General features: G+C 74.4%; 19 protein-coding genes. 14 read left to right on the top strand and 5 right to left on the bottom strand.

The genetic code is table 11. From position 1 onward, the window contains the following. Positions 1–300 precede the first annotated feature (300 nt). Positions 301–783: a GNAT family N-acetyltransferase gene (locus tag ACFW9D_RS33310; RefSeq protein WP_384628263.1), complete on the top strand. Its 483-nt coding sequence runs from the start codon at positions 301–303 to the stop codon at positions 781–783. A gap of 40 nt (positions 784–823) precedes the next feature. Here the strand turns inward: ACFW9D_RS33310 and ACFW9D_RS33305 are convergent, their stop codons facing one another. After that, on the bottom strand, positions 824–1,345 hold the full coding sequence (locus tag ACFW9D_RS33305; protein ID WP_384628260.1) for a hypothetical protein: 522 nt from the start codon (positions 1,343–1,345) through the stop codon (positions 824–826). A gap of 179 nt (positions 1,346–1,524) precedes the next feature. On the opposite strand from ACFW9D_RS33305, the gene ACFW9D_RS33300 reads away from it, so the two are divergent. From ACFW9D_RS33300 to ACFW9D_RS33285, 4 genes are all read left to right on the top strand, one after another. Then, positions 1,525–2,850 carry a lipase family protein gene (locus ACFW9D_RS33300; RefSeq protein WP_384628258.1) on the top strand — a complete coding sequence of 442 codons (1,326 nt, stop codon included), beginning with the start codon at positions 1,525–1,527 and terminating at the stop codon, positions 2,848–2,850. A 91-nt stretch (positions 2,851–2,941) separates the two neighbouring features. Further along, positions 2,942–3,361, top strand: a complete 420-nt coding sequence (locus ACFW9D_RS33295; RefSeq protein ID WP_384628256.1) for a RidA family protein — start codon at positions 2,942–2,944, stop codon at positions 3,359–3,361. A gap of 84 nt (positions 3,362–3,445) precedes the next feature. Next, the gene (locus ACFW9D_RS33290) at positions 3,446–4,468 is read left to right on the top strand and encodes an SPFH domain-containing protein (RefSeq protein ID WP_384628253.1); all 1,023 of its coding nucleotides are present in this window, start codon (positions 3,446–3,448) and stop codon (positions 4,466–4,468) included. Then, positions 4,465–5,364 (top strand): hypothetical protein, encoded by a 900-nt coding sequence (locus ACFW9D_RS33285; RefSeq protein ID WP_384628250.1) that lies wholly within the window; start codon positions 4,465–4,467, stop codon positions 5,362–5,364. The genes ACFW9D_RS33290 and ACFW9D_RS33285 overlap by 4 nt, the downstream gene beginning before the upstream one ends. Positions 5,365–5,371: 7 nt before the next feature. Here the strand turns inward: ACFW9D_RS33285 and ACFW9D_RS33280 are convergent, their stop codons facing one another. After that, the gene (locus tag ACFW9D_RS33280) at positions 5,372–5,863 is read right to left on the bottom strand and encodes an HPP family protein (protein ID WP_188335205.1); all 492 of its coding nucleotides are present in this window, start codon (positions 5,861–5,863) and stop codon (positions 5,372–5,374) included. A gap of 222 nt (positions 5,864–6,085) precedes the next feature. Between ACFW9D_RS33280 and ACFW9D_RS33275 the strand changes: the two genes are divergently transcribed. From ACFW9D_RS33275 to ACFW9D_RS33265, 3 genes are read left to right on the top strand one after another with little or no spacing between them, the layout of a single operon-like run. Beyond that, positions 6,086–6,892, top strand: a complete 807-nt coding sequence (locus ACFW9D_RS33275; RefSeq protein ID WP_384628266.1) for an ABC transporter ATP-binding protein — start codon at positions 6,086–6,088, stop codon at positions 6,890–6,892. Further along, a complete protein-coding gene (locus ACFW9D_RS33270) occupies positions 6,889–7,869 on the top strand; it encodes an ABC transporter substrate-binding protein (RefSeq protein ID WP_384628247.1) in 981 nt (326 codons plus the stop codon). Before ACFW9D_RS33275 ends, ACFW9D_RS33270 begins: the two co-directional genes overlap by 4 nt. Before the next feature lie 4 nt (positions 7,870–7,873). Beyond that, the gene (locus tag ACFW9D_RS33265; RefSeq protein WP_384628244.1) at positions 7,874–9,946 is read left to right on the top strand and encodes an iron ABC transporter permease; all 2,073 of its coding nucleotides are present in this window, start codon (positions 7,874–7,876) and stop codon (positions 9,944–9,946) included. A gap of 35 nt (positions 9,947–9,981) precedes the next feature. On the opposite strand, the gene ACFW9D_RS33260 is transcribed toward ACFW9D_RS33265, so the two are convergent. Together ACFW9D_RS33260 and ACFW9D_RS33255 are read right to left on the bottom strand one after the other, a co-directional pair. Next, complete coding sequence (locus ACFW9D_RS33260; protein ID WP_384628242.1) at positions 9,982–10,392, bottom strand: hypothetical protein; 411 nt, start codon at positions 10,390–10,392, stop codon at positions 9,982–9,984. Between the two features lie 77 nt (positions 10,393–10,469). After that, on the bottom strand, positions 10,470–10,943 hold the full coding sequence (locus ACFW9D_RS33255) for a peroxiredoxin (RefSeq protein ID WP_384628239.1): 474 nt from the start codon (positions 10,941–10,943) through the stop codon (positions 10,470–10,472). A gap of 200 nt (positions 10,944–11,143) precedes the next feature. Here ACFW9D_RS33255 and ACFW9D_RS33250 point away from each other — a divergent pair, with 200 nt between their 5' ends. The 5 genes from ACFW9D_RS33250 to ACFW9D_RS33230 all read left to right on the top strand — a co-directional run bounded on the left by ACFW9D_RS33250 (position 11,144) and on the right by ACFW9D_RS33230 (position 15,099). After that, positions 11,144–11,992 carry an isocitrate lyase/phosphoenolpyruvate mutase family protein gene (locus tag ACFW9D_RS33250; RefSeq protein WP_384628236.1) on the top strand — a complete coding sequence of 283 codons (849 nt, stop codon included), beginning with the start codon at positions 11,144–11,146 and terminating at the stop codon, positions 11,990–11,992. 65 nt (positions 11,993–12,057) lie between these two features. Then, positions 12,058–12,468: a hypothetical protein gene (locus ACFW9D_RS33245; RefSeq protein WP_188335200.1), complete on the top strand. Its 411-nt coding sequence runs from the start codon at positions 12,058–12,060 to the stop codon at positions 12,466–12,468. 76 nt (positions 12,469–12,544) lie between these two features. After that, positions 12,545–12,970 (top strand): GNAT family N-acetyltransferase, encoded by a 426-nt coding sequence (locus ACFW9D_RS33240; RefSeq protein WP_384628233.1) that lies wholly within the window; start codon positions 12,545–12,547, stop codon positions 12,968–12,970. A gap of 85 nt (positions 12,971–13,055) precedes the next feature. Beyond that, a complete protein-coding gene (locus ACFW9D_RS33235) occupies positions 13,056–14,663 on the top strand; it encodes a phosphodiester glycosidase family protein (protein WP_384628230.1) in 1,608 nt (535 codons plus the stop codon). A 151-nt stretch (positions 14,664–14,814) separates the two neighbouring features. Continuing rightward, positions 14,815–15,099 carry a hypothetical protein gene (locus tag ACFW9D_RS33230; RefSeq protein WP_188335198.1) on the top strand — a complete coding sequence of 95 codons (285 nt, stop codon included), beginning with the start codon at positions 14,815–14,817 and terminating at the stop codon, positions 15,097–15,099. Here ACFW9D_RS33230 and ACFW9D_RS33225 read toward each other — a convergent pair. After that, a complete protein-coding gene (locus ACFW9D_RS33225; RefSeq protein WP_384628228.1) occupies positions 15,020–15,493 on the bottom strand; it encodes a 5-carboxymethyl-2-hydroxymuconate Delta-isomerase in 474 nt (157 codons plus the stop codon). The two genes, ACFW9D_RS33230 and ACFW9D_RS33225, sit on opposite strands and share 80 nt — an antisense overlap. 136 nt (positions 15,494–15,629) lie before the next feature. On the opposite strand from ACFW9D_RS33225, the gene ACFW9D_RS33220 reads away from it, so the two are divergent. Further along, positions 15,630–16,268, top strand: coding sequence for a hypothetical protein (locus ACFW9D_RS33220; protein ID WP_384628225.1), 639 nt, complete (start codon positions 15,630–15,632; stop codon positions 16,266–16,268). Positions 16,269–16,385 lie beyond the last annotated feature (117 nt).

Here is a 16,385-nt window from a genome sequence, read left to right as displayed (position 1 = left end):
CTCCCGGCGCGGGGCGGGTGAAGTCGAGGACGTTCTCGGCGGTGCGCTCGGTCTCCCGGGCCGCCGAACGGACGTCGGCGAGCACGTCGCCCTGCTCGTCCACGAGCTGGTCGTAGATGGGGGCAGGGGAGCTGGAGGGTGCGGGCACGGTGTGAACTCCTGTTGGTGTGGATCTTCAGGTCCCCTGGGGCGGGGGACGAGACGGGGACAGACAGGGACCTTATGCGGGCGCGCGGGCCCGCGCGCGAGCGGGGGTCCATTACTGACGAGTTGTCCAGGAAGCCGTGGGAGACTCGGAACATGCTGATCAGGGATGCCCGCGCGGACGACTGGGAACGGATCTGGCCCTTCTGGCGGAAGATCGTCGCCGCCGGCGAGACGTACACCTGGGACCGCGGCACCGGCGAGGCCGAGGCCCGCGCGCTGTGGACCGGGCCGGGCCGGCGGGTGTTCGTGGTGGAGGACGATGCCGGCGCGGTCGTCGCCTCCGCGTATGTGAAGGCCAACTACGGCGGCCCCGCCGCGGACGTCGCGAACGCCGGATTCATGGTGGACCCCGCCCGGTCCGGCCACGGCTACGGGCGGGCGCTCGCCGAGCACGTCCTGGCCGAGGCGAAGGCCGACGGCTTCCGGGCGATGGTCTTCAACGCGGTCGTCGAGACGAACCCGGCCGTACGTCTGTGGACCTCGCTCGGCTTCACGGTCCTCGGCACCGTCCCGGACGCCTTCGACCACCCGCGCCACGGCCGGGTCGGGCTGCACGTGATGCACCGGGTGCTCTGAGCGCGGCCGGTCTCTCGGGGGTGGCGGCGGGCGGTCCGGGTCAGTGGCCCGCGAGCAGCTTCACCGCGACCACGCCCATCCCGATCACCGCGTTGAGCGCGCCCACGACCAGAGCGCCCAGCGGCCCCGCGCCCGTGCGCAGACCGCCCGCGCAGCCCCACGCCGCCAGGGACGCCACCTCGCTTCCGACCGCGATCCACAGCGCCGTCGTCAGGTGCAGCGCGCCCAGCGCGGACAGCCCGATCAGGAGCAGCGGACCGGCGGCGCTGGTCAGCAGGGGGCTGGAGACGAAGAGCGTGTGCCGGATCTCCGCGAGCCGGGGCATGCGGCCGTGCGCCACCGGATGGGCCTGCATGTCGGCGACCAGCGTGGCGAGCCACAGGCCGAGTGCGGTGACGGCGACCGAGGCCGCCGCGCCGAGGTGGGACGCGTGCCCGTTCTGGGCGAGCCCCACCAGTACGGCGAGCAGGGTCAGCGATGCGTAGATGCGCTCCTTGAGCCGCTCGCGCAGTACGTCGGCCCGCTCCTGCGCCGCGATCTCCGGCGCCGTCCCCTCGGTCATGTCCGCTATCTAGGACGGCCGCGCCCGCCACTCGCAAGTTACTCAACCGTAACCACCGCACCGCTACCGGCGGTAACCCCTGGGTCGATAGCGTCCGGCGACGCGTGGGGAGCCTGTGTCACCGGCTTCCCGCGCCTGTCGGCCTGCCCGCCTTCCGGCCCGTACCCAGGAGGTCCGCCATGCCCGCCCCCACCCGTCTGCTGGCCGCGGCCGTCACCGCCGCCGCCTGCCTCGGCGCCCAGGCCCTGCCCGCCGCGGCCGCGACCGGCACCGCCGGGGAGGTCTCGCGCGGGGTCCCGATCCCCGCGTTCTACGACCCGCCCGCCGAACTCCCGGCCGCCGACGGCGCCGTGATCCGCACCGAGCCGCTGCCGCTCGCCCTCAGCCTGCCGACCCTCCACGGCCCGCTGCCCGGGACCGCGACCCGGCTCATGTACAAGACCACCGACGCCTCCGGGAAGCCCGCCGCGGTCACCGGCGCCTACATCGAGCCCACCGCCCCCTGGCGCGGCACCGGCCCCCGCCCGCTCGTCGCGCTCGCCCCCGGAACCATGGGCCAGGGCGACCAGTGCGCGGCCTCGATGGGCCTGGAGCACCCGCTGCGGCTCAACGGGCAGACCGTGTCCGTCGGTTACGAGGACCTCGCGATCTACCGGCTGCTCGCCAAGGGCGTGGCTGTCGTCGTCACCGACTACATCGGCCTGGGCGCCACCGACCGGCTGCACACCTATGTCAACCGGCTCGACGAGGCGCACGCCGTGCTGGACGCCGTGCGCGCCGCCCGCTCCCTGAAGCAGGCCAGCGTCACCGCGGACTCGCCCGTGGGTCTGTTCGGCTACAGCCAGGGCGGCGGCGCGACCGCGGCCGCCGCCGAACTCCAGCCCTCGTACGCCCCGGACGTCCGCCTCGCCGGCACCTACGCGGGCGCCCCGCCCGCCGACCTCACCGAGACGACGAAGGCCATCGACGGCACCGACCTCGTCGGTGCGCTCGGCTGGTCGCTCAACGGCTTCCTTCAGTCCGATCCGGAACTGCGGCCGATCGCCGAGGCCCACCTCGGCGCCAAGGGCGCGGCCGCCCTGAAGGACCTGTCGACCATGTGTGTCGGCGACGCGATCTTCTCCTACTCGTCGCAGCGCAGCTCCTCGTGGACGAACGACGGGAAGTCCCTGGCGCAGATCATCGAGGCCGAACCGCGGCTCCAGGCCTTCCTGGCCGAGCAGCGCATCGGCAGGCTGCGGCCCGCGAGCCCGGTGCGGGTCGCGACCGGGGTGAGCGACGACCTGGTCCCGCACGGTCAGGCGCGGCAGTTGGCCGTCGACTGGTGCGGGCGCGGTGCCCAGGTCACGTACAAGCCGGTGGTGCTGCCGGACGTCGGCCGGGCGCTCATCAACCACTTCGCACCGCTCCTGACCGACCAGGGTCCCGCGGTCGACTGGCTCACCGACCGGCTCGCCGGAAAGCCGGCGGCGACGAACTGCTCGACGCTGGCCTGGAAGCCCTGACGCCCGGAAAATCGGCGGAGTTTGGGGCGGGTCCTGTGTCAGCATGACCGGGTTTGCCGCCCCGTTCCGCCGATCGAAGGGACCTGCCGTCGTGGCCCGTTCCGTCACGCTCATCCGTTCCGACGCCCTGTCGGACGTCGCCGAGTACGCCTACGCCGCGACGGCTCCGGCCGAGGCGAGGCTCGTGTTCCTCGCCGGGTCCTGCCCGCTGGACGACGACGGCGCGACCGTGTCCGTCGGTGACTACGCGGGCCAGGCGGCGCGCTGCGTCGCGAACCTGCGGACCGCGCTCGCCGCCGCGGACGCGACCTTGGAGGACGTCATCAGCACCCGTGTCCTGGTCGCCACGACCCGTCAGGAGGACCTCGTCACCGCGTGGCAGGTCGTACGGGACGCCTTCGGCGCGCACGACGTGCCCAGCACGCTGATGGGCGTCACGGTGCTGGGCTACCACGACCAGTTGGTGGAGGTGGAGGCCGTCGCGGCCGTCGTCGACGGCGCCGAGGACTGACCCCGCTCTCCTTTTTGGTCGCCTTGACGAAAAAGACTCCCCGATTTAGAGTCATGCTGACTCGAACGAGGGGAGCCTTTCGTCATGGCCGACATCACCAAGCGCTTCGGCTGGCGCCATCTGCGGGGCACGCCGACCGCCCACATCCGTCACCACCGCGGTGGCCGGCTCGCGCACGACGGCGCGGGCGTGAGCTTCTGGTTCCGCCCGCTCGTCGCCGCGCTCTCCGAAGTGCCGGTCGACGACCGGGAGCTGGCGATGACCTTCCACGGCCGCACCGCCGACTTCCAGGACATCGCCGTCCAGGCCACGCTCACCTACCGGATCGCCGACCCGGCCGTCGCCGCCGAGCATCTCGACTTCTCCGTCGACCCGGACACCGGCGTCTGGCGCGGCGCACCGCTGGAGCAGCTCTCCACCCTCCTGACCGAGACCGCCCAGCAGCACGCGCTCGACGTCCTCGCGCGCACCCCGCTGGAGTCCGCCATGACCGACGGCGTCACGGCCGTACGGGAGCGGGTCGCCGCCGGACTCGCCGCCGAGCCCCGGCTGCCCGCCTCCGGCATCGAGGTCGTCTCCGTCCGCGTGATGGCGCTGCGCCCCGAGCCCGAGGTCGAGCGCGCGCTGCGCACCCCGGCCCGGGAGCGGATCCAGCAGGAGGCCGACCGGGCCACGTACGAACGCCGCGCCGTGGCCGTCGAGCGCGAGCGGACCATCGCCGAGAACGAACTGGCGAGCCGGATCGAACTCGCGCGCAGGGAGGAGCAGTTGGTCGAGCAGCGCGGCACCAACGCCCGCCGCGAGGCCGAGGAGCAGGCCGCCGCCGACGCCGTGCGCGCCACGGCGGAGGCCGAGCGCTCCGTCCGGCTGGCCCACGCCGAGGCCGAGGGCGCCCGGGAGATCGGCGAGGCCCGCGCCCAGGCGCAGGCGGCCTGGCTGCGGGTGCACGCCGACACCGACGCGGCCACCCTGCACGCGCTCACCGGCACCCGGCTCGCCGAGAACCTGCCGCGCATCGACAGCCTCACAGTGTCCCCGGACGTGCTGACCGGGCTGCTGGCCAAGCTCGGCACCGGTCAGGGCGCGGACGGCGGCCGGCCGGCATGAGCCTCGCCCCGCGCGCCGTCCTCGTCCACCGCACCACCGAGTACGAGGAACTGATCGCCCACCACGGCACACACGGCCAGGCCGCGTTCTTCCTGAGCAGCCGGGGGCGGGCCATCGAGGAGATCGCCGAGCGGCATCACCGGGCGCACCGGGCGCTCGCCGAGGTGGCCGCCGCCGTGCCGCTGAACTGGCGCCAGGCGCGCGTGGAACGGGCCGACCTGGACCGGTTCCTGTTCGCCCCGGAGGACGTCGTGGTGGTCGTCGGCCAGGACGGGCTCGTCGCCAACGCGGCGAAGTACGTGGCCAGGCGGCCCGTGGTCGGCGTGGACGCCGAACCGGGCCGCAATCCGGGCGTACTGGTCCGGCACCGTCCCGCCGACGTGTCCCGGCTGCTGCCCGCCGCGCTCGCGCCCGGCGCCGCGGTGGACGAACTGACCATGGTCGAGGCCGTCACGGACGACGGCCAGCGCCTGGTCGCGCTCAACGAGATCTACGTGGGCTCCGCCGGTCATCAGACCGCCCGCTACCGCCTGGGCCTCGAGGGCGACGGGGGTGTCGTCGAGGCCCAGGCCTCCTCCGGTGTGCTGGTCGGCACCGGCACGGGGGCCACGGGCTGGATCCGCTCGGTGTGGCAGGAGCGCGGCGGCGGCCTCGCGCTGCCGGCGCCGACCGACGACCGTCTCCTGTGGTACGTCCGCGAGGCCTGGCCCTCGCCGGCCACCGGCACGAGCCTCAGCGGGGGTGAACTGCGGGCCGCCGCCCGGCTGAGCCTGACCGTCGAGTCCGAGCGGCTCATCGCCTTCGGCGACGGCGTGGAGAGCGACGCCCTCGGCCTCACCTGGGGTCAGACGGTCCGGGTGGGCCGGTGCGCGGATCGGCTCAGGCTGCTGGGCTGACCACGGTTCACCAGGTCAGCGGGTAGCGCACCGGGTGTGCTCCGATGCGGCCCGGGAGCAGGCCGATCGCGACGAGCAGAGCGGTGCCGAGCGCCAGCAGGGGGAGGAAGGGCAGCGGGTGCGGCGCCTGGAGCACCACGATCACCGTGGTCGCCACGGCGGGGGAGTGCGAGGTGTGGGTGAGCATCATCGCGCCGAGCGAGAGGCCCGCGGCGACCGCGGCCGCCCAGCCGTTGCTGCCCATCACGGCGAGTGTCCCGAAGCCTATGGCGGCGGAGAGCAGCTGGCCGCAGATGATGTTGCGCGGCTGCGAGATCGGGAGACCCGGCGCGCCGTGCACCAGCGCGGCGCTCGCCGCCAGCGGCGGGATCAGCAGCGGCTGGTGGAGCAGGACCCCGACCCCGACGAGCACGAGCAGGGCGCCGATCGCGAAGGCGGTGGTCCGCAGCACGTGCAGCGGGTGCGGTCGAGGCGCGGCGGGCAGGGGCGGCGTGGGCATGCGGGACTCCGGTCGGACGGCTGGGGTCCCGCGATCATAAACAAAACGTTGAATGAGGGTTCAAGTATCCACATAGTGATCACCCTCCCCTGGTCGCCGCCGCCGGCCGGCACCCCCTGTTCCGCAGCTAAGTAAGGTTAGGCTAACCTGCGTCGCGTGAGATCTGGTGAACGCGCAGGCAGCGCCCCACGTCCGCGCGGTCACGAACTGTCGGCCGCGCACATGACCGTGTCGTACGACGGCGTCGACGTCGTCCACGACGCGGAACTCGTCCTCCGCCCCGGCGAGGTGACCGCCCTCGTCGGGCCCAACGGCAGCGGCAAGTCGACACTGCTGCGCGCCGTCGCCCGGCTGCAGCACGCCCGGCAGGGCACGCTGACCCTCGACGCCGGCACCACGGACGCCGCGGACGGCTTCGACCTCACGTCCCGCCAGTTCGCCCGCCGTGTGGCACTGCTGACCCAGTCCCGGCCCACACCGGGCGGACTGACCGTACGGGACGTCGTCGAGTTCGGCCGCTACCCGTACCGCGGCCGCTGGGGCCGGACCGACCCCGACGGGACCGCCGTCGTCGACCGGGTGCTCGCCCTGACCGGAGTCGACACCCTCGCCGCACGCGGCGTCGACCAGCTCTCCGGCGGCCAGCTCCAGCGCGTCTGGCTCGCGAGCTGCCTCGCCCAGGAGACCGGCGTCCTGCTCCTCGACGAGCCGACCACCTACCTCGACCTGCGCTACCAGGTCGAACTCCTCGACCTCGTGCGCGACCTGGCCGACGACGCGGGCATCGCCGTCGGCGTCGTCCTGCACGACCTCGACCAGGCCGCCGCCGTCGCCGACCGCATCGCCCTGCTGCACGCCGGGCGCGTCGTCGCCGAGGGCGACCCCGCCGACGTCCTGCGGCCCGCACTGCTCACCGAGACGTACGGCATCCGCATCGACGTCGACACCGACCCCCTGACCGGCCGGCTGCGCACGCGCGCCGTCGGCCGGCACCACAGCAGAAGCGAAAGGCTCTCCACCTCCTCATGAAGCGCACCCTCGTCACCGCGGCCGCCGCCACGGCCGCGGCCCTCGTCCTGTCCGCCTGCGGCTCCTCCGAGCCCGCGAAGGACTCCGCCGACGCCAAGTCGCGGAAGATCACGGTCACCGACGCCACCGGCGCGAAGGTCACCCTCGACCGCCCCGCCACCAAGGTCGTCGGCACGGAGTGGAACGTCGTCGAGTCGCTCGTCACCCTCGGCGTCGACCCCGTCGGCGTCGCCGACGTCAAGGGCTACACGACCTGGGACAAGGCCGCCCCGCTCACCGACCGGCCGAAGGACATCGGCACCCGCGGCGAGCCCAGCATGGACACCCTCGCCGGACTCACCCCCGACCTCATCGTCACCACCACCGACCTGTCGGCGTCCGCCGTCAAGCAGATGAAGAAGATCGCCCCGGTCCTCCAGCTCCGCCCGGCCGACGCCACCCGCCCCGTCGAGCAGATGATGGACAACCTCGACGCCATCGCGCGGGCCACCGGCACCGAGGACGAGGCGAAGACCGTCAGGAAGTCCTACGAGGCCAAGGTCGCCGAAGGGAAGAAGGCACTCGCCGACGCCGGCGAGAACGGCTCCCCGATCGCCTTCGCCGACGGCTACGCCGCCTCCCAGCAGGTCTCCGTCCGCGCCTTCACCAGCGGCTCCCTCATCGGCGCCGTCAACGAGGACCTCGGCCTGAAGAACGCCTGGAAGCAGAAGGGCGACAAGGACTACGGCCTCGCCACCACCGACGTCGAGGGCCTCACCGGACTCGGCGACGACGTGCGCTTCGCCTACATCGGCAACAAGGCCGACAAGAGCGCCAACGTGTTCACCGGCGAACTCGCCGGCAACTCCGTCTGGAAGTCGCTGCCCTTCGTGAAGGCCGGCGAGGTGCACCGGCTCGACGACGGCATCTGGATGTTCGGCGGACCCAAGTCCATGGAGCGGTACGTCGACGGCGTCGTCGCCGCCCTCACGAAGTAGCCCCGTGGCCGTCACCGCACCTCCCGCCCCCACCGCCGCGCCCCCGCGTCCGGCCGCGTCCCCGACGGGCGCGGTCGCGGTGACGGCCGGACTCGTCCTCCTCGTCGCGGCCCTTGCCGTCGTCGACATCACGCAAGGCACCGCGTCCGTCGGCCCGGCCCAGGTCTGGCACGCCCTCACCGGCCGCGCCGAGGAGGGCGACGCGTCCGTCGTCGTCGCCTCCCGGCTGCCGCGCGCCGCCGCCGGGATCCTCGTAGGCCTCGCCCTCGGCGCGGCCGGCGCCGCCCTCCAGGCCGTCAGCCGCAACGTCCTCGCCGCCCCCGACACCCTTGCCGTGAACGCCGGTTCCTACCTGGCCGTCGGCCTCGTCACCGTCACCGGCGTCAGCCTGCCGCTGCTCGCCTCGTCCGGCGCCGCCTTCGCCGGCGGACTCGCCGCGGCCGCCGTCGTGCTCGGCCTCGCCGGACGCGGCACCGGCAGCGTGCGCCTCGTCCTCGCCGGCAGCGCCCTCATGCTCGGCCTCAACGCCCTCACCGAGACCCTCCAACTCCTCTTCCCCGAAGAGACCGACGGCCTCTACCGGTGGGGCCAGGGCAGCATCGCCCAGAACGGCTTCGACGGCGTCGCCGCCATGGCACCCGTCGTCCTCGCAGGAGTCCTCGGACTCCTGCTCCTCGCCCGCCGCGTCGACGGCCTCGCCCTCGGCGACGACGCCGCGCGCGGACTCGGCATCCCCGTGCGTGCCACCCGCGCCACCGCCGTCGTCCTCGCCGCGCTGCTCTCCGCCGCCGCCGTCACCCTCGCCGGACCCATCGGCTTCGTCGGCCTGTGCGCCCCCGCACTCGCCCGGCTGCTCTCCCGCCGGATCCGCCCGCTCGTCAGGCACCGGTACCGCGTACCCGTCGCCGGACTGACGGGCGCCGCGCTCGTCCTCGGCTCCGACGTGGCCCTGCGCGCCGTGACCGCCGCGGAGACCGCCGTCACCGTCCCGACCGGCGTCGTCACCAGCCTCGTCGGCGCCGTCTTCCTCGTCGTCATGGCCCTGCGCGCACGCGACGGGGACGCCGCGGCCGTCCCGGACCGGCTCCGCATCCCGAGCCGGGCCGCGTTCACCGTCACCCTCCTGGTGATCACGGCCGTGCTGGTCGGCGTGACGATCGCCGGCGTGCTGATCGGTGACAGCACCCTGCTGCTCGGCGACGTGGCCAACTGGGCGCGCGGCCAGTCCGGTCAGGCCATCACCTTCGTCCTCGACACCCGGGTGCCCCGGGTACTCGCCGCCCTGTGCGCGGGCGCGGCGCTCGCGCTGTCCGGCACCCTCGTGCAGTCCGTGACCCGCAACCCGCTCGCCGAACCCGGTGTCCTCGGCGTCTCCGGCGGCGCCGCGCTCGGCGCCGTACTGCTCGTCACCACGGCGCCCGGCGCGGGCTCCTGGACCATCGCCGCCGCCGCGTTCGCCGGCGCCGGGGTCACCTCCGCGCTCGTCTTCGGCCTCGCGGCCCGCGGCGGCTTCCCGCAGAGCCGGCTCGTCCTCGTCGGCATCGGCGTCTCCACCGCCACGGCCGCCCTGATCAGCCTGCTCATCGTGCTCACCGACCGCTTCAGCGCGACCAAGGCGCTGATTTGGCTGTCCGGTTCCACGTACGGGCGCACCGCCGGCGACGTCGCACCGGTCGCCGTCGTCCTCCTCGTCGGCGCCGTCGTCGCCCTCACCCGGCGCCGGGAACTCGACCTCGTCTCGCTCGACGAGGACACGCCCCGGCTGCTCGGCCTGGACCTCGGCAGGGGCCGGCTCGGGTTCCTCGTCCTCGCCGTGCTGCTGAGCGCCACGGCCGTCGCCGCCGCCGGGACCATCGGCTTCGTCGGCCTGGTCGCCCCGCACGCGGCGCGTGCCCTCGTCGGCCGCCGCCACGTGCGCGTCGTGCCCGTCGCGATGCTGCTCGGGGCCACCCTCGTGACCTGCGCGGACCTGCTGGGCCGCACCGTCATCGCCCCGGCGCAGCTCGGCGCGGGCCTGATGACGGCGGCGATCGGAACGCCGTACTTCCTGTATCTGCTGGTGCGGAACAGGAAGTAGCGGCGGGAGCCCCGGTGGTGGTCGGGCCGGCGGAGTCAGAGGGCGACGCGTGCCGGCCGGGCCTCCGCGCGCCCGTAGGCCAGAACCCGGGCGAGCACCTCCCGGAAGCGGGCGACGTCATCGGCCGGTGCCGCGAGGACGGCCTCGATCTCGCTGTCCTCCACTCCGAGACTTCCCAGCGCCCTCGGATCGAGGGAGACCCGGAAGACGTCACCCTCCAGTACGGCCTCGCGCACGCAGCCGTACGCGGTCCCCTGACCGGCGGTCACCAGGCAGTGCGTGTCCATCCCCAGGGCGACCTCCTGATCGTCCGGCTCTTCCTCGCCCGCCATGAACAGCAGCGCGAACCCGCTGCCGTCCGCGTGCTCGGCGAGCCCGGCTTCGGTGAACCAGCCGTCGGGGTCGACCTCTGCGCCCGCGGCGAGAGCGGTGAATCGGAACGTCATGACGCGGTTCTATCAACGACACCGCGCGGCTTCCGAGGCGGGGGCCGGGGGGAGAGAGTGCAGGCGAAGGCGCCTTTCTAGCGGGCCGCCGAGCGCAGGACTTCCAGCGCCCGGTCCGCGTGGGCGCTCATCCGGAACTCGCTGCGGACGACCTCCAGGACGCGGCGGTCCGTGCCGATCACGAACGTCGCCCGCTTCGTGGGGAGCGGGCCGAAGCCGCGCGCCACGCCGAACTGGCCGCGCACCACGCCCTCCGGGTCGGAGAGCAGCGGGAAGCCCAGGGTGTGGCGCCCCGCGAACTCGGCCTGCCGCTCGACCGCGTCGGAGCTGATCCCGACCGGGCGGGCGCCCACCTCGGCGAACTCGGCCGCCAGATCACGGAAGTGGCAGGCCTCGGCCGTGCAGCCGGGGGTCAGCGCGGCGGGGTAGAAGAACAGCACGACCGGGCCGTCCGCCAGCAGCGAGACCAGCGACGTCGGCGTCCCCGTCGCGTCGGGCAGCTCGAAGTCCGGGACGACGGAGCCGACTTGGGTCCGGTTGGCTGTGGGCACGGCACACTCCACGGTTCGGGTTCGGGCGCGGTTCTACGGGGTCGAGCGCGATCGTACTCGCCGGTATGGAAGGGGGACGGGGGAGGGGCCCGAAGGGTGCGGGAGCGCTTCGGCCCCCGCCAGCCCCTCGTCGCCCTCGTTTCACGTCGATGTCGGATTCCTGCCAGAACCGTGGCCCGTCCCGGTGCTTCACTCCCCGCATGACCACCACCGCGCACGACGCACTCGCCCGCTGCTTCCGTGCCCTGCACACCGCCTCCCGCCCGCTCGCCCTCGCCAACGCCTGGGACGTCGCCTCCGCCCGCGTCGTCGAGGCGGCCGGCGCGCCCGCGATCGCCACCACGAGCGCCGGGGTCGCCTGGTCGCTGGGCCGCCCGGACGGGGACGCCCTGAGCCGCGAGGAGGCCCTCGGCGCGATCCGCCGCATCGCCGCCGCCGTCACCGTCCCGGTCACCGTGGACATCGAGAGCGGGTACGGAGCCGACACCACCGAGGCGGGTGAGACCGTGCGGCAGGTGCTCGAGGCCGGAGCCGTCGGCATCAACCTCGAGGACGGCACGCGCCCGCCCGCCGAACTCGCCGCACGGATCCGCGCGGCGCGGGCCGCCGCCGACGCGGAGGGCCTCGACCTGTTCGTCAACGCCCGCGTCGACACGTACCTCTTCGGGCTCGGTCCGGAGGCGGACCGGCTCGCCGACACCCTGGACCGGGCCCGGCAGTACGTGGACGCGGGCGCCGACGGCGTCTTCGTCCCCGGCGTCACCGACCTCGACGTCCTCGCCGCCCTCGCGGCGAAGATCCCGGTGCCCCTCAACGCCATGGCCGGACCGGGCGCCCCCGCCGTACCCGAACTGGGCCGGGCCGGTGTCGCCAGGGTCAGCCTCGGCGCGGGCGTCGCGCAGGCCGCGTACACGGCGGCCCACCGGGCCACGGTCGAACTGCTCGGCACCGGCGGGTACGGACCGCTCGCGGGCGCGCTCGACTTCGGCGAGCTGAACGCCCTGCTCACGGCCGGGCCCGGCGCAGGGGCCCGCGGCGTCGAGGAGTAGCGTTCCGCCGGGGCGCCGGCCGTGCCGCGCCCTGAACGAGGCGGGTGCGCGGGAGGGAGCCGGTGATGGTGGAGTGGCGATGGATGAGCCGAGGCGCCCGGCAGGTTCCCGATCCCTGGGCGACCCCGCTGATCTGGACCGTCGCCTACGCGGGCGCGTTCGCGCTGGTCGTCCTGCTCGACGTGTGCGGGATGCTCGACCGCACCGGCATCGCACTCGTCACCGTGTCTCTGCTCGCCGCGCTGCTGGGCAGCCGGGGCCGCTTCGCCGCGGCCCCGGGCACGGCCCTGCTGTGCTGGGTCTGCCTCAACGTCCTGGGCACCGAACCCGCGGGCGAACTGTCCTGGGCCGGCCATCGCGACCCGGGGTGGATGGCCTGCCTCCTGACCGCCACGATCCTCGGCACGGCCACGGCCCGCGTCCTCCACGCCCGCGCCGCCTACCGCCGCCTCACCCCGCCGGACGTCCCGAACTGAAGCCGCGAGCCCTCGGACTCGGATCCCCCGTATCATCGCCCGGGTCGTCCGAGACGCCGTACTACGCTGCTCGTCCATGATCAGCAGCAGGGAAGACGGCTACACGCTCTCCACCGACCCGGCGCGGGTCGACCTCGACCTCGTGCACCACTGGCTCTCCACGGACGCCTTCTGGGCCCTCGGCCGCAGCCGGGAGAAGGTCGAGACGGCGGCACGGAACTCGCTGAACCTCATCGTCCACGACGCCGCCGGAGCCCAGGTCGCGTACGCCCGGGTCGTCACCGACCACGCGACCTTCGCCTGGCTCTGCGACGTCTACGTCAGCCCCGCGCACCGCGGCGTCGGCCTTGGCACCTGGCTCGCCCAGGCGGTGCGCGCCCACCTCGAACCGTGCGGTCTCACCCGCGTGCTGCTCAGTACGCGGGACGCCCACGCGGTCTACGCCCGGGCCGGGTTCGTCCCGTACCCCGATCCGGACGGCCTCATGGTCCTCACGCCGTGACGGAGGCTCAGGCGCGCACGCCTTGACGGGAGACGGCCCGGCCCCGCACCGTTTCCTGGGGCCGCGTTCCGGTTGAGGGGGAGACGTGAACAGACGACTGCTCGGTGCGTGCACGGTGATGTCGGCGCTGGCGGTGGTCGGAGGCCTGGTCGCGCCCGCCGCGTCCGCGCCCCGCGCCGACGGCGAGCGGGGCCTGCCGCTCGGCGCGCCCGGCCTGACCGAGACCCGGACCACCCGGACGCTCCAGCCCGGCGTCACCCTCACCCGCATCGTGCGCGGCGCCGACGCCCCGGCCCTGCCGTGGACCGTGGAGGTCTCCATCCCCGGCGGCCCCGGCTCACCCGACCCCGACGCCCCGCCCAGCGCGCTCAACGACCGTGCCAGCGCGGACCGGTTGGTGGAGGCGCTGCGCGCGGACGGCTTCGAGGCGCGCACCGAGCAGGTCGTCACCGAGGCGGTCGCCGACTACGCGGGCGGGAGCCTCGGCTGGCGGGTCCGCGTCGGGACCTTCGACGCCCGGACCGACGCCGACGCCGTACGTACCCGGCTGCGGGCCGCCGGGTACGCGGGCTCCGCCGTCTACACCGGCTGGGACGGGGACGCGGGCGACCGGGGGCCCTGGCGCGTCGACGTCCTCACCATCGACCCGCACCGTTTCCGGGGCACGTTGAAAGCCTCGTACGGACCCGACCTGGAGCAGCGCGAGACGACCAGCCGACTGGCCGCCGACGCCGGCGCCACCGCGGCCGTGAACGCGGGCTTCTTCGTGCTGGACCCGCGCGCGGGCGCACCCGGCGACCCCGCCGGCGTCGGCGTCTACGACGGACGCCTGCTGAGCGAACCGGTGCGCGGACGGCCCGGGTTCGTGTTCCGGGAGGACGCCCGGCGGGGCGAGATCAGCCGCCTGTCCTGGCAGGGCCGGGTGGCCGGCCGGCACGGTTCGCTCCCGCTGGACGGCGTCGACCGGGTCCCCGGTCTGATCCGCAACTGCGGCGGCACCGCCGACGACACCCCCACCGCGCTCCCGCTGCACGACGTCACCTGCGCCGACCCGGACGAACTGATCGCGTTCACCACCGAGTTCGGCGCCCGCACCCCCGCGGGCGACGGAGCCGAGGCGGTCCTCGACGCGACGGGCAAGGTCGTCGAGGTGCGGACGCCGCGCGGCGGTCCCCTCCCGGCCGGCGGCAGCTCGGTCCAGGCGACGGGGGACCTCGTGGACGACCTGGAAGAACTGGCGACGGTGGGGCGGCGCCTCGACGTGCGCGGCGACCTGCGCGACGAGGACGGCCGGAAGGTCACGCCCGCCCCGGGCACGAGCGTGCTCAACGGTGGACCCGAACTCGTGCGGGACGGACGCCCGCACGTCACCCCCGCCGCCGACGGCATGGTCCAGCCCGGCAGTCCGAGCTTCTACTACGGCTGGGTCCACAAGCGGAACCCGCGCACCCTCGCCGGGATCGACGCCGCGGGACGCACCGTCCTCGTCACCGCCGACGGCCGGTCGACCGACGCGCTCGGACTGTCGATCCCCGAGAGCGCGGCCGTGGCGCGAAGCCTCGGCCTGCGCGATGCCATGAACCTCGACGGAGGCGGCTCGACCACCATGGTCGTGGACGACGCCGTGATCAACGCACCGTCCGACGCGACCGGTGAACGCCCGGTGGGAGACGCCCTGTTGATCCTGCCCTGAGCGGGAGCACCGGCCCCGGCGCCGCCCGAGTCGTCCGACTATCCGTGGATTGCGTCCATCGTGTGAACCTCGGACGGCGCCGCAACCGCGCGGCGCCCCGAGCGCCTCTCGGCAAGGGACAGGAACGGCTCACCCCACCGAGGAGAGCGGCATGCAGACGATCACGACGCACCCCGACGACCTGCTGACGTACGACGCCCCGACGGCCGGCGACTGGCTGCTGCCCCCGCCGAACCCGGCCGACCGGCTGCCCTGCCACGTCGACCCGCGTGACCTGCGCCGCCTCGACCTGCACGCCCTGCTCACCGCGGCGGGCGTCGCCCCCTCGCCCGGCGACACCGAGGCGATCGAACGGCTCAGCGCCCTGCCCGACAGCGTGCATCACGCGCTACGCCGCTGGCTCGGGACCTGCGGCCGCTGCGGGTCCACGACCTGAGCGCCGCGCCGGCCCGCGCCGTCAGCCGGGTCGGATACAGGCTGTACGCGGCGAGCGGCCTGACCTCCACCGAGCACACGACACCGCCGCCGGTCCCGTCCCCGCCCGCCCCTGGCCCCAGATGGGTGCGCAGCAGTTCCAGCACCTTCGCCGACAGCCGCGCGAGCGTCCCCTCGCTGCGGCCGGGCAGCAGCGCCACCTCCACGTGCGCGACCGGAGTGCCCTCGTCCTCGCACCCCATCACGTACGTCTCCGTGGCCGCGCGGAAGAAGACCTTGCACGTCCCCTGGGAGCCCGCGGCCTCCACCACCAGCGTGTGCAGCGCGGCGGCGAAGGCGTGCCGGTCGAAGGTGCCGGCGAGCCCGGGCGAGTAGTCGACGGTGACGTGAGGCACGGCGCCTCCAGGGCAGGTGCGCGGAGCGGAAAAATAAGTTCAGAATGCAACTACAGCGTCTGTCACCTTAACCCCCTGCGCTGTCCGGGGCAGAATCGCGTCGGAGTGCAGACGACGTACGGGGAGGGCGGGGCGGATGCCCGAGCGGGAGATCGCCGGGGCGCGGCAGGAACTGCGGCGCTCGGTGGAGGAGTTGGCCCGGCATCTGGAGCGGTTCGCGGCGGGGCTGGTCCCCGGCTCCGCGCCGAGCTTCAGCGGGTTCGACGAGCTGTGGACCGCCGATCCCTGGACCCCGGACGGCCGCTACCAGGTCCTGACCGGGCGCCTTCCCCACCCGGCGAAGGCCTCCGGCTCCGTCGCGGAACTGCGGGAACGGGCCGCCGCCGTCCTCGCGGCCGCCGGGTGGACGACCGGCACCGGGGAGGGGGAGCCCGAGAGCGTCCGGAAGCGGTACGAGGCGATCGTCTCGGGCACCCGGGACGGGTTCGAGGTCCAGTTCCGGCTCTCGGCCCGGGCCGTGGAGTTATACGGCCGCACTCCGGTGACCCGGCTGTACGCGTGGGAGAGCCCGGAACCCGTCGTCACCGCGGAGACCGTGGGCCCGGGGTACGAACTGTGCCCCGAGTGCGACGGGCTCGGCTGGTGCCCCACCTGCGAGGGCCGCATCGTCTTCCTGCGCAGCGGCTCCTACACCGGCTACCGCTCCGGTTGCCCGGACTGCCACGGCGACAACGTGTGCCTCGTCTGCCGGGGTGCGGGCCGGCGGTCCTGCTGAAGTCGGGTGGTGCGCCCCGTGTCACCTGCGCGGTGGGGAGGCGGAACGCGGACGAGCGCGCCCCGGCCCCGCCGTCGCCACGGGCGGGGGCGCGCCCCGCCCCAAATAGCGGTGGGG

Origin of the sequence: Streptomyces sp. NPDC059524, assembly GCF_042749255.1 — a bacterium.
Classification (GTDB): Bacteria; Actinomycetota; Actinomycetes; order Streptomycetales; family Streptomycetaceae; genus Streptomyces; species Streptomyces xanthii.
This window is presented reverse-complemented; position numbering and strand designations above follow the sequence as displayed.